14 protein-coding genes are annotated in these 12395 nt (G+C 63.6%); 3 read left to right on the forward strand and 11 right to left on the reverse strand.

Annotated features, from left to right (window positions below):
- The first annotated feature begins 93 nt into the window (after positions 1–93).
- The gene (locus tag ASN89_RS19305; RefSeq protein WP_235502017.1) at positions 94–2397 is read left to right on the forward strand and encodes a TonB-dependent receptor; all 2304 of its coding nucleotides are present in this window, start codon (positions 94–96) and stop codon (positions 2395–2397) included.
- Here ASN89_RS19305 and mdcH read toward each other — a convergent pair.
- The 9 genes from mdcH to mdcA are packed head-to-tail and all read right to left on the reverse strand — an operon-like array spanning position 2394 to position 9669.
- Positions 2394–3332 (reverse strand): malonate decarboxylase subunit epsilon, encoded by a 939-nt coding sequence (gene mdcH, locus ASN89_RS19310; protein WP_058050449.1) that lies wholly within the window; start codon positions 3330–3332, stop codon positions 2394–2396. The genes ASN89_RS19305 and mdcH overlap by 4 nt on opposite strands.
- Positions 3329–3937 carry a malonate decarboxylase holo-ACP synthase gene (locus ASN89_RS19315; RefSeq protein WP_058050405.1) on the reverse strand — a complete coding sequence of 203 codons (609 nt, stop codon included), beginning with the start codon at positions 3935–3937 and terminating at the stop codon, positions 3329–3331. The genes mdcH and ASN89_RS19315 overlap by 4 nt, the downstream gene beginning before the upstream one ends.
- Positions 3937–4701, reverse strand: a complete 765-nt coding sequence (gene madM / locus ASN89_RS19320; RefSeq protein WP_058050406.1) for a malonate transporter subunit MadM — start codon at positions 4699–4701, stop codon at positions 3937–3939. Before madM ends, ASN89_RS19315 begins: the two co-directional genes overlap by 1 nt.
- Positions 4694–5110 carry a malonate transporter subunit MadL gene (gene madL / locus ASN89_RS19325; RefSeq protein WP_058050407.1) on the reverse strand — a complete coding sequence of 139 codons (417 nt, stop codon included), beginning with the start codon at positions 5108–5110 and terminating at the stop codon, positions 4694–4696. The genes madM and madL overlap by 8 nt, the downstream gene beginning before the upstream one ends.
- A gap of 55 nt (positions 5111–5165) precedes the next feature.
- Entirely contained in the window at positions 5166–5978 is an 813-nt protein-coding gene (mdcE, locus tag ASN89_RS19330; protein WP_058050408.1) for a biotin-independent malonate decarboxylase subunit gamma, read from the reverse strand.
- Entirely contained in the window at positions 5975–6829 is an 855-nt protein-coding gene (locus ASN89_RS19335; protein ID WP_058050409.1) for a biotin-independent malonate decarboxylase subunit beta, read from the reverse strand. Before ASN89_RS19335 ends, mdcE begins: the two co-directional genes overlap by 4 nt.
- Positions 6826–7134: a malonate decarboxylase subunit delta gene (locus tag ASN89_RS19340; RefSeq protein WP_058050410.1), complete on the reverse strand. Its 309-nt coding sequence runs from the start codon at positions 7132–7134 to the stop codon at positions 6826–6828. Before ASN89_RS19340 ends, ASN89_RS19335 begins: the two co-directional genes overlap by 4 nt.
- Entirely contained in the window at positions 7121–7996 is an 876-nt protein-coding gene (locus ASN89_RS19345; protein WP_058050411.1) for a triphosphoribosyl-dephospho-CoA synthase, read from the reverse strand. The genes ASN89_RS19340 and ASN89_RS19345 overlap by 14 nt, the downstream gene beginning before the upstream one ends.
- On the reverse strand, positions 7996–9669 hold the full coding sequence (gene mdcA / locus ASN89_RS19350; RefSeq protein WP_058050412.1) for a malonate decarboxylase subunit alpha: 1674 nt from the start codon (positions 9667–9669) through the stop codon (positions 7996–7998). Before mdcA ends, ASN89_RS19345 begins: the two co-directional genes overlap by 1 nt.
- A gap of 119 nt (positions 9670–9788) precedes the next feature.
- Here mdcA and ASN89_RS19355 point away from each other — a divergent pair, with 119 nt between their 5' ends.
- Positions 9789–10706, forward strand: coding sequence for a LysR family transcriptional regulator (locus tag ASN89_RS19355; protein ID WP_058050413.1), 918 nt, complete (start codon positions 9789–9791; stop codon positions 10704–10706).
- Positions 10707–10770: 64 nt separating this feature from the next.
- Here ASN89_RS19355 and ASN89_RS28740 read toward each other — a convergent pair whose 3' ends face one another.
- Together ASN89_RS28740 and ASN89_RS28745 are read right to left on the reverse strand one after the other, a co-directional pair.
- Positions 10771–10956, reverse strand: coding sequence for a hypothetical protein (locus ASN89_RS28740; protein ID WP_152988622.1), 186 nt, complete (start codon positions 10954–10956; stop codon positions 10771–10773).
- 157 nt (positions 10957–11113) lie between these two features.
- Positions 11114–12019 (reverse strand): hypothetical protein, encoded by a 906-nt coding sequence (locus ASN89_RS28745; protein ID WP_152988623.1) that lies wholly within the window; start codon positions 12017–12019, stop codon positions 11114–11116.
- Positions 12020–12156: 137 nt separating this feature from the next.
- Here ASN89_RS28745 and ASN89_RS19365 point away from each other — a divergent pair, with 137 nt between their 5' ends.
- Complete coding sequence (locus ASN89_RS19365) at positions 12157–12360, forward strand: hypothetical protein (RefSeq protein ID WP_152988624.1); 204 nt, start codon at positions 12157–12159, stop codon at positions 12358–12360.
- The last annotated feature ends 35 nt before the right edge of the window (positions 12361–12395 follow it).

Here is a 12395-nt window from a genome sequence, read left to right on the forward strand (position 1 = left end):
GCACTTACACCTTCGCGCTGCGCCTGCGTCCAGCGCCAACATTCCATACGCCTTTTAGAGAGTCCTATGCGCCATCATGTATTCGCAGCTGCCATGCTGTCCACTGCCCCGCTCGCTTACGCGGCGGACGACGTCACCTTGCAAACCATCAAAGTCCGCGCGGACAGGCCTTCCAGCATCGACAGCGTCGTGCTGGTCGAAAATACGCAAGCGCAGAACAGGACTTTGGGCGGCATGCTCGAGCATGTCTCTGGCGTGCAAAGCAGCGCCTTCGGCCCGAATGCCGGCGCCCCCGTGATTCGCAGCCTCAGCGGCAGCCGCGTGCAAATTCTCGAGGATGGCCAGTCCATCCTCGGCATGAATGCGCTCAGCGGCGACATCAACATCCCGTTCGATCCCCTGTTTGCGCGCAGCGTGACCGTCAACAAATCGTCCGATAGCGTGCGTTTCGGCGGCAATGCGATCGGCGGCAGCGTCGACATCGATTCCGGCCTCGTTTCCAGAAAGATGGAGAGCAAGGAGAGAGATCTGGAGCTGATGCTGCGCAAAGGCTTCAACGATGCCGACGCGCAAGGCTTGCGCATGAATTTCAACGATGGGAAGCGTTTCTCTACGAATCTGCAGATGTCATTCCAAAAGATCGGGCATTACGATATTCCCGGCAACAGCAAGGCCGGCGTGTGCAACAGCCAGCTGTTCCCAGTGAAAGGTGGCGTGAATACCTTCCTGGCCGACAGTTGCCAGAAAGAGGCGAGGATCCAGCAAGTCTATAGCAAGGCTTCGCAACCGTTTATCGACCAGTTCATGACGGAAAATCCTGACTGGGCGGATGGCGATTTTTCCTTCTATACCAATCAGCCGACGTCTGTCTGGCAGCGCAAGACCTACGTCAATCCGGCCAACCCCGCTTACGTACCGGGTACGCCAAAGACGGTGCAGAACAAGATCAACAAGGACGTGACTCCCGACTACCACGGGACCCTGGGCAACAGCCATGCCAGCAATTCCCACTTTGCCGTCGGCAGCACCTATTTTTTCGATCGCGGCCACGTGGCCGTCAGCCTCGATACCAAGAATAGCGAGTATGGCGTGCCGGGCTTTTCCATGGAAAACAAGTCTTTCGGGGCCAACCATGACGAAGGGCTGCCCGTCGGCGTCGTGATCAGCCAGGATAAATATGCGCTGGAAGCCACTCTGCGCGACCCCGTCGCGTATATGGAAAGCGCGCAGCTGCGCGTGTCGCGCCTGAACAATACGTCGGGAGAACGCCTGGGAGCGGCCAAGGCGAATGACTACCAGTTCGACACCAATCAGGCCGAGCTCCTGCTGGCGCACCGGCGCGCGGGGCCCTTGAGCGGCTTGCTTGGCCTGAGCCATCAATCCCGCGACATCACCGGTAGCGGGCCGCAGCTTTACCTGCCCGATGCGAGCACGGTCAGCAGTGCGCTGTTCGTCAAGGAAAGCCTCGATGCCGGCGGGGCCACCTTCGATGCCGGTTTTCGCCATGAAAAAGTCGAGCACGATATCCGCCAGAGCGGATTCAAGACGTCGAGGAATGCGAAAAACGCCAAACTCGAGGACAGGTCATTCAGCCTGAACAGCTATAGCCTGGGGGCCTCGGTCAAGCTTGCCCAGCTGTTCGGTGCCAAGCTGCGCCATGCCTCGTCGGAAAGAGCGCCCGACGTCAATGAGTTGTATGCGAGCAACCGCCACTATTCGATCATGACCCAGGAAGAAGGCAACCAGGATTTGAAGGCCGAGCGCGCGCGGAATACCGAGCTTACAGGCTTGTTCGCCAATAGCGGCTTCCAGATGTCCGCAACGGGCTACGTCATGAAGTACGAGAACTATCTCTACCTTGGCCACTCGGGCCTGCAGACGGCCAATCGCCTGCCATTGAAATATTGGAAGCAGACCGATACGACGGTCAAGGGATTCGAGATCGACGTGTCCCAGGCCGTTCAGCTTGACGGCTACGGCAAGCTGAACCTCTCCGCATTTGCCGACCTGGTCAAGAACAAGGCGGACAATCCGGACAAGCTGCGCGCGCACAACGACGGCGCCTACCTGCCCAACATGCCCACCAGCCGCTATGGCGCAAATGTGTTGTGGGAAAACAAGGGGTGGAAGGCCAGGCTTTCCAGCACTTGGTACGACAAGCAGAAGTACCTGGGCAAGAGTGTCAGCGAGGAAGTGCCGCTCGACGGCTACACCATGGTGAACTTCCAGGTGAGCCGCGCACTGCAAGTGCCGAATTCGCCGTTTGCCGGCATCGACGTATTCATCAGCGGCACCAACCTCCTCGATGAGGACGCCAGGCCGCACAATTCTCCACTGAAATACATCGCGCCCTTGCCGGGCCGTGGCTTCCAGATTGGACTGAGCGCCAGGCTCTAAGACGCGGCGCCGTCCCGCTCCCGCCTCACCAGCGCCAGCAGGCTGTCGCCCCGGTTGCCGTCGCAGCAGACGGCCACGCCATCCGTGAAGTCGGGTGCCGTCAGCCGCGTCAGGACGCTGCCGGGCGGCATTTCCAGCGCCAGCCTGGCCCCCCGCTCCCACGCCAGGCGCACGGTACTGCTCCACTGTACGCGCTGCGCCATGTTGGCGGCCAGGCTGTCGCGGATGCGGGCAGGGTCGAACAGTGCGCGCGCCGCGCTGCTGCTCAGGTAGACGAGCGATGGACGGCGCACAACCACGCCATCGAAGGCGGCGGCCATGTCGCCGGCGGCGGCCGCCATCAACGGGCAATGCGACGGCACGCTGACGGCCAGCCGCTTGGCCTTGCTGGCGCCGTGCGCCAGGGCCAGCGCCATCATGGCGTGCAAGGCGGGTTCGCTGCCCGCAATGGCGATCTGGCGCGGCGCGTTCAGGTTGGCGACATACACGGGCGTTGTTGCGCCATGCACCTGCGCCAGCAGCGGTTCGAGCTGCGCCAGGTCCAGGCCGATGATGGCCGCCATGCCGTAACCGGCGGGATACGCCTGCTCCATCAGTTCTCCGCGCCGCGCCACCAGGCGCACGGCGTCGGCATAATCGAGCGCGCCGGCGACGACGGCCGCCGCATATTCGCCGATGGAAAAGCCGGCCACCATGTCGGGCCGCGCGCCGCGCGCGGCCAGGGAACGCGCCATGGCCACGCCGGCGATCAGCAGACACAGTTGCACGGCCCGCGTCGAGGCCAGCACGTCAGCCGTGTCCAGCGCCAAGGGATCGTGGCCCAGTACTTCCGCCGCTTCGGCCAGGGCCGTCCTCACCGCCGCGTCATCGGGCAGCGTATGCAGCATGCCCGGAGTCTGGGCACCCTGGCCGGGAAAGGTAAACAAGACGCTCATGCCAGCTCCCATGGCGTGGCCGTCAGCACGGGGCCACGATCCGTTTTCAGCAAGACCCGCTCACGCCCCGCCGCCCACTCGGCATACGCAAAGCCGCCACGGCCCGTGTCGATCTGCAGGTCCAGCCGGCACGCCGTGACGGCCGCCGCGATGGCGCGCAGGGCCTCGGCCTGCGTGGCATCCGGTGGCGCGGCAATGCGCAGCACGAGATCGAGGTCGCTGTCGGCGCGCAGCACGGGCAAGCTGCTGGCCAGCGCAAAACCCACGCCGCCCGTCGGCCCCCAAGGCCAGCCCATGGCGTCGAGCAAGGGCGCCACCTGCCGCAACGCGTCGAGGGCGGCACAGGAAAAAACCGGCACTGGCGCATGCGCCAGCATTTCCGGCGTCACGCAGCGCACGACGGCGGCGGCATCCACTTCGCACGCATGCCGCTCGCTGCGCAGCATCCCCCGCATGCCCACGGGGATGCGCCCGGGCGCCATGCTGGCGCGCCGCACCACCAGAGGCGCCGCCTGCAGCCAGGCAGAGTCGGCCCAGGCGGGCAAGGCTGCGCCGTCCGGCAGGCCGGAAACCCACAGCAAATCATGCGTGCGCCAGGTGTCCATCAGGCCACCACCGCCTTGACGGCAAAGAACAGCAACGATGGTCCCAGCAAGCAGCCCAGGCCCGTGTGAAACGTGGCCACCAGCGCGCCGTACGGCACCAGTTTGCGGTCGGTGGCGGCAAGGCCGGCCGATACGCCGCTGACCGTGCCGGCCAGGCCGCCGAAGACCATCGCGGAACGCGGCGTTTTCAGGCGCAAAAAGCGCGCCGCGGCGGGCGTGCCCACCATCACCAGGATAGCCTTGATGAGGCCCGCCGCAATGCTCAGGGCCATGACGTCCGAACTGGCGCCGATGGCCGCGCCCGTGACGGGGCCGACGATGTACGTGACGGCGCCAGCACCGATGGTGGTCATGCTGACGGCATCCGAATAGCCAAATGCATACGCGATGCCCGCGCCGACGAGAAACGGCAGCACCACGCCCAGCATCAGCGCCACGACGCCGATCAGGCCAGCCTTGCGCGCCTCCGTCGCCTGCACTTCGAAGGCCGTGGCGACGATGGCAAAGTCGCGCAGCATGGCGCCGCCCATCAGGCCGATGCCGCCGAACAGCGACAAATCGGCCAGTCCCTTGTGGCCGCCGCTATGCACGCCGCCCCAGTAAGCGAGGCCCAGGCCGATGACGATGGCGATGGCCGAGCCGTGCACGCGGCCCAGGGTCAGATACTTCGACAGCGCCACGGACAGCAGCATGATCAGGCCGACAAAGGCGAATGCCGTCACCAGGCCGTTGTGGATGGCGGCTTTTTCAAAGAGCTCAAGCATGACGGTGCTCCTTGCTCAACATCGAGTCGGCTTCGGCGGCGGGGTTTTCCATTCGCGGGTTTTCCATACGATTAATCAGCGAGATCACGGCACCGCAAACGAGCACGGAACCGATGGCGGCCAGCACGGCCACCGGACCGCCGCGCAGGGCCGCGACCACGTCCTGCTGCGCGGCCATCGCCACCACCACGGGAATATACATGGCGCCCCAGTATTCGACGCCCCGTTCCGTCATTGGCGGCAGCCATGCGCGGCGCTGCATGTAGAGACGGGCGCAGATCAGCAGCAGCATGGCGATGCCCACACCGCCCACGTTGGTCTTGACGCCCATCAGTTGCCCGAGCAGGTCGCCCAGGAAGATGCCGAGCAAGTGGCATAAGGCCAGCAGTGCGGTTCCGTAAATGATCATGATTGTCTCCGTTATAGGAATAGGAATGACTTGGTGTCTTCTCTGTTTGTTTCCCCTACCACTGCTGTCCCAGCACCTCCCTGACTTTTGCCGACGCCTGACGGTGCGGCGCGCCCAGGCGGCTGGACAGGTCCGCCAGCGGATCGGCGCGGATGTCGGCCAGGGCCGCCCGCAGGCTGGCCTCGACGGCGGCCGCGTCCTGCGCCGATGGCGCGTCCGGCTGCGCCACTTGCAAGGTTTGCCACAGCAGGCCCAGGGTGGCGTAGTTGCCAATGTCGTAGGCCATCGGCGCGATGGTGGCGGCCAGCGCTTCGAGCGCTTCCACCGTGCGCAGGGTGATGCGCGCGGCCGACGCCTTGCCCATCGCGTGCACCATCACTTGCGGATCGTCGAGCGCGATCAGGCGGTTGGCCTGGTAGCCGTGCGCGAGGAAAGCACCCGACATGGCCTTGCCGACGATCAGGCCGATCACAGGATGACCGGCCAGGCGCGCCTCGGCGTATGCGCCTGCCGCGCCGGCCAGCGCCTGGTGGATGCCGTACGCTTCTTCGCGCCGGCCGTAGGCCTGGCTGGCCACGTCGATGACGGCGACGATGGGGCGTTTCACGGCCAGCGCACGATCCTCCAGCACCACCTGCTGCACGGCGCGGGCCAGTTGCCAAGCCTCGACCAGGCCGATTTCACCCGTGCGTGCGCGCGTAAAACGGTTGTCCGGGTCGGGTAGCACGGCAAGGTAGCGCGCCGGCTCGCCCGCCAGCGGCGCGTCGACCACGCGCACGGCAGGCGGGTAATCAGGCAACGGCGCGGCATGCTGCGTCAGGGCCGCCAGCCAGACGGCGCCCCGGCTCGTATCGGTGATGGCGTTCATGCTGCAACTCCTTTGCTGTAGATGGCGCGCACGGCTTGCGGCGTGGCTTGCGGACCGGCGTCGACATCGGCCAGGCGCGCCAGAAAAAGATCTGCCTGATCGCTGCGGTGCTGTGCTGGCACGCCGCGCGCGAACAATTCGGCCACTGTGGCGCGCATCTGCGCCGTGTCGTCCTCCACGTAGGCGTCGGCCAGGCCGCTGTGGAAGCGCTGTTCGCCGCCCGTCAGGCTCCAGATGAACGGTTTGTTGCGCGAGTCGAATTCCTCCACACCCGCCTCCTGCTCGATGACTGCCGGCCCGTTGAGACCCAGGCGCGCCTCGCGCGTGACGATCAAGTAACTGCACAGGCCTGCCGCGATCGACATGCCCCCGTAGCAGCCCACCGTGCCGGCCGTAATCCCGATCACGGGCTGGTAGCGGCGCAGGTCAACGATGGCCGCATGGATATCGGCAATGGCAGCGAGGCCCAGGTTGGCTTCCTGCAGGCGCACGCCGCCCGTCTCGAACAGGATCACGGCGCGCGTCGGGATGCCGTTGCGGTTGTCGCGCGCAGCCAGTTCCAGCGCGCCGGCGATTTTCGCACCGCCCACTTCCCCCATGCTGCCGCCCTGGTAGGCGCCCTCGATGGCCAGCACCACGGCCGGCTGGCCGCCGAACAGGCCCTTGGCCACCACCACGCCATCGTCCGCCTGGGCCGTCACGCCTTGCTGCGGCAGCCAGGGCGAAGCGATGCCGCAGAACGGGTCGAGCAGTTCGCGCATGCTGCCCGCATCCAGCAGGGCCTTGACCCGGCTGCGCGCACCCCGTTCGATGAAGCTGTCACGTTCGAGTAATTGCTGCAATGTGCTCATGCCGCCCTCCCCGCTTGCAATTCTTCGTATGCTTGCTCGATGCGCATGCGCACCACGCCCGGCGTGGCGCCGCAATCGTTGATGACGATGTGCGCCGCCGGCAGCGGCTCGCCGCCGAATACGCGCTGCAACAGCGCATCCCACACGGCGCCCTTGCCATCGACGGAGGTGTTGACGACGATGCGGGTCACGCCATCGCTGCCCGGCTGCAGCAGTACTTCCAGGTCGCCCGAGCCGACGACGCCAGCCAGGGCGCGGCTAGACGCCGGCTGCCCGGCCGGGAATATATAGTCACGCGTTTCCATGCGCTTCTCCTTGTGTCAATCGGTCGAGGAACAGGGTGGCCGCCAGCAGATCGGCCGCGCCGCCCGGCGACACGCCGCGCGCCAGCGCCACCGCTTCCAGGGCCAGCAGCGCTTCGGTACCGGCGGCCGTGGCCGCGCCGCCGGCCGCCAGCACCCGCGCCGCGCCCGTTTGCAGTGCCAGCAAGGCCGGCTCGCCGCCGCGCGACAGCACGCAGGTGTCGTCGAGCTGGCTGACTATCGCCAGCAAGGCGTTCAGGCGCGCCGTCGTTTCGTTGTCGCCGCGCACCCGCGAGGTGTGCAGCTGCACCAGCCCAACGCCTGTCACCAGGGGAAAGCCGGCACGTGCCTGACCCCGCGCGCCGTCAACCTGATACTGGCGGCACGCCAGCTCGCCCTTGTTGCCGGTGGCGCCAGGCGCGCCGCGGTCGTGCAAACGGGCCAGCGCGCCGGCCCGCGCCGCCACGGCTGTTGGTGCCAGCGATGCGCCGCGCGCGCCCTGCTGCGCCGCCGCCGTCACCAGCAATCCCAGCGCCCAGATGGCGCCCCGGTGCGTGTTCACGCCGCCCGTCGCTGCCAGCATCAGCGCCTCGCCGTCGCGGCCGAGGGCGCCGATGCGCTGGCGCAGCAAGTCGTCGTCTTCACTCTGCGCGCCAGCGTCGGCCATGGCGGCAAACACGGGCTGCAGCACGCAGGCCGAATGGCACATCAGGGCCCAGTTCAAGTCCGTGTGGGCGCCACGGCTGCGCAAATCGACCAGGCCCGGTTTCGGCGTCAAGGTCACTTCATCAAGCAGCGCCTGCAGCACTTGCCGTCCCAGCACGGCGGCGCGTTCGCGCACCGGCACTGTCATCATGGTCGTCATTACCAGCTCCTGAATTTGGCGGGTGGTTGATACAGGCCGTCCGACCATTCGACCAGGTCGGCGATGCTTTTCGCGGCCAGCAGCGAGCGGTTCGCAGCGCCGCGCTGCACGCCGATATCCTCGGGCAGCGCGATCAGGCCGTCGGCGCGCAATTTGGCCGTCGTCTTCGGGTCGTGGCGCAGGCCGATCGGTGTCACGCCGGCGACTGCCGCCAGCATGACCTTGCGCTCCTCGAGCGAGCGGGCCTTGTACAGGTAGGCGATGCCCTCTTCCGTCAGCACGTGCGTGACGTCGTCGCCATAGATCATCACGGGCGCCAGCGGCATGCCGCTGGCCTGGCCCACGGCCACGGCATCGAGCGATTCGACGATGGTGGGCTGGCCGCCGTCCTGGAACGTCTCGACCATCTGCACCACCAGCTTCTTGCCACGCGCCAGCGGGTCATCCGTCTCGATCAGGTCCAGCCAGGCCGGCGTCGGATGGCGCCGGCCGTGCGGATCGTGGCCCATGTTCGGCGCGCCGCCGAAGCCGGCCAGCCGTCCATTCGTCACGGTGGACGAATTGCCCAGGCCATCCATCTGCAAGGTGGCGCCGATGAACAGGTCGACCGCGTACTGGCCGGCCAGCTGGCACAGGGCGCGGTTCGAGCGCATCGAGCCGTCGCGGCCCGTGAAGAAGACGTCGGGCCGCGCGGCCGCATAGCCTTCCATGCCCAGCTCCGCGCCGAAACAGTGCACGCTTTCGACCCAGCCCGTCTCGATGGCCGGTATCAGGGTCGGATGGGGGTTGAGCACCCAGTTGCGGCAAATCTTGCCCTTCAAGCCCAGCTGCTCGCCATACGTGGGCAAAATCAGCTCGATGGCGGCCGTATTGAAACCGATGCCGTGATTGAGCGACTGCACCTGGTGTTTTTCATACACGCCGCGGATCGCCATCATGGCCATCAGCACGTGCACGGGCTTGATCACGCGCGGGTCGCGCGTAAACAGCGGTTCGATGAAGAACGGTTTGTCGGATTGCACGACGAAATCGATCCACGAGCCGGGCACGTCCACCCTGGGTAAATCGCTGACGTCGTCGACGATCTGATTGACCTGGGCGATGACGATGCCGTCGCGGAAGGCGGCCGACTCCACCAGAGTCGGCGTGTCTTCGGTGCTGGGGCCCGTGTACAGATTGCCCTGGCGGTCGGCCATGTAGCCGGCCACCATGACGACGTTGGGTGTGAGGTCGACGAACAGGCGCGCATACAGTTCGATGTAGGTGTGGATGGCGCCAACTTCCAGCAAGCCATCCTGCAGGAACTGGGCGATGCGCAGGCTTTGCGTGCCGGCAAACGAGAAATCGAGCTTGCGGGCGATGCCCCGTTCGAACAGGTCCAGGTGCTCGGGCAGGCTGACGCTGGGCATGATCAGGTGCAGATGGTGGATCTTGTCGGGATTGACCTGCGTCAGCATGCGGGCGAGGAAGTCGGCCTGCTTCTGGTTATTGCCTTCGAGGACGACGCGGTCGCCCGGCGCCAGCAGCGCTTCGAGCACGGCGACCATGTCGCCCTGTTGCAGCACGGGGCCGCTCGCGTAATGGCGCACGGCGTCGAGGCGGCGGCGCTTCTCGGTGCGACGCGTGTCCCATTGTTTTTGCCGCTGCGCTGGCGCTGCTGTGGCGGTTGACATCTTGCCTCCGAATTAAGCTATCGAACCCTGACGATAGAGTGAAAACGGAGGCGCGACAATCAACCTGCTACCATGTTCATTACCCTGAAGTTAATGAACTCACGATAATCACGGTGATCATGGCCATCAACGAAGAAATCACGCTGAAAAAGCTCGAGGTTTTTCTCAGCTTTATGGAATTGAACAACCTGGCGCGGGTGGCCGATGCGCTGGGCCAGAGCACGGTCAGCGTGCACCGCGCCCTGCACTCGCTGGAGGACGGCTTGCGCTGTCCCCTGTTCAAGCGCGAGGGCCGCAGCCTGATACCGCTGCATGCGGCCTACACCTTTGCCGAATCGGCGCGGCGCGCGCTGGCCGAGTGCGAGGAAGGCATGCGCAAGGTGCGCGAAATGTCGGGCATCAACCCCGTGCGCCTGAAGATCGGTTCGCTGTATTCATTGACCCTGCACTGCATCCCGCAACTGGTGATAGCGCTGAAGCTGCGCCGGCCCGGTCTCGACATCGACCTGACCCTGGGCTCGAACCGCGAACTGCTGCAAAGCCTGGCCGATGGCCGACTCGATGCCATCATCGTCGGCGTGCAGGAGGAAGAACAGCATGCCGGGCTGGTTGCCGTGCCCCTGTTCCAGGACGACGTCTACCTGGCCGCGCCACTCGGCTCGCCCTATGCGGGCGCCGCATCGGTGGACTTGCAGCAGCTGCGCGACGACAAATTCGTCACCCTCAACGAGGGTTTCGTCACCTCGCAAAGCTTCAACCACGCATTCGACCTGGCGGGATTCGTGCCCGACACGGCCATGCGGGTGGGCGACATCTTCTCGCTGATCAACCTCGTCAGCGGCGGCATCGGCTATAGCCTGCTGCCGGGCCGCGTGCGCGCCTTCAGCTCGCGCATCGAACTGCTGCCGCTGGACGCGCGCTACGGTTCGCACCAGCAAATCACCCTGCTGATGCTCAACAGCCGCGAGCGCGACCCGAATTTGCTGGCGCTGGCGGCGGAGTGCCGGTTGTATGGGCGCAGGGAGCCAGCTAAATGAGTTGCTGAGCGAGGTAAACAAAATCGCGGGTATGTAGCGAAATCGGCATACAAGTGTTCATCGATTAGGCAGAATGAATCGAAAAATTATCAAATATCCATTGAGTTAAAGACAATGACAACCATCCATGGTTGTAAGCCCACATGGTGATCCGTTTCAAAGCACTGCGGCCAATGACTGTAATGGCGCGCATGTTGCTTCTCGGTTTTGTAAAATCAGATGAGGTACTGCGCTTGACTATGGTGCTCATGACTATTCTCCAATCTATGCTATGGGGGGGCAGTTGGATGGAGAATACCGATAGATTTTATGCTGCAGCAGGCCCTAGCGCAGTTACATAACGTTTGAATGAATTCGCGCTCTAGCGCAAATTCATTGAAAAAACATGATTTGCGCTAGTCCAACCCTTACGCCACATACTCTTTGAGTTCGGTACTTAAAACTGCCTTAAGTTCTGAGGCCAAACTTGGGTCTTGGATGTCGCTGACGATTTCAAGCATTGCCCGGAGGGACGACGCATCTGTTGGAAAGCGCCGCAGCCCTCGCTTAATTCGACCAATTTGCTCTTCGAGGTTCGCGATTGCATCTGCATTTTCAGGGGAAAGGATTCGCCTTGTACTACTCGCAGCCTGTAGGGTCAAGTGCGTGTGCGTACGAGCAGTGCTCTCAGCCTTCCTATCAATCTCGCACTGCCGCTTTATCTTCTCTGTTACCTCGGACGTAAGTACACGTCGCGTTGCACTAACGCTCACCGTGGGCCAAGCTATGGTAATAAGATAGTGCACGTAATCGACCGGTACTGAACTAAAAGCTTTCGCGAATTTTTTTGCCAGTGTGAGCGTGAGAGAACGTCTGGTAGGGTCTCCTGATCGATTGGTCGGAACGAAGATCGGCGGCGCGTAGACACATAATGCTTGCAGTCCTGACAGAAAATCAGATGTCGCTGCGGTTGAGGGAAGATATTGCGCCGCAGGAAGTTCGTTAAGCAACGAGTTAGCTCGCTCTCGCACTTTGTAGACCATGGAAGGGCTAATTATTTCAACTTCAATCCCAGTTCGCAGCTCGTGGTATGCCTCCGCAATTACGTCACAGGCCGTAAGCTTGAAAACTACACTGTCGCGCGAACCTTTAAAAAATACAGCAGCCGCTGGTGCCCCCAGGCACATTGAGAACCAAGTTGTCGTATCACGCTGTTTTCTTTTTGTGCGCGCATATATGTCGAGGGCATCTGTCGTGTTTGGAGATAAAGCGAAAATTGGCTGAGAGCCAACTTGCTTAACGCTCGTGCGCAAAGGTGTGGATCTAGTTTTCATGGTTCATACAATCAGTTTGTTACAGTGTTGAACTAGCTCGATCTAAAGCGAAGTATACAGCACCCATCTGATCTAGCCGAGTATTAGCCTGCTTGGTCCGCACTGTAACGTGGTGTAGTAGAAAACTTAGATTGTTCTTGCTAACAGTTATCAGCCTGCTGCCGGGCCGGGTCCGCGCCTTCAGCTCGCGCATCGAACTGCTGCCGCTGGACGCGCGCTACGGCTCGCACCAGCAAATCACCCTGCTGATGCTGAGCAGCCGCGAGCGCGACCCGAATTTGCTGGCGCTGGCGGCGGAGTGCCGGTTGTATGGGCGTGGCGAGCGCGCAACTGGCAACTGAAATGGAGTCGCAGGAGCGCCGCGCTGACATTGAAA

This window comes from Janthinobacterium sp. Ant5-2-1, from assembly GCF_001445815.1.
Lineage (GTDB): Bacteria > Pseudomonadota > Gammaproteobacteria > Burkholderiales > Burkholderiaceae_D > Janthinobacterium > Janthinobacterium lividum_E.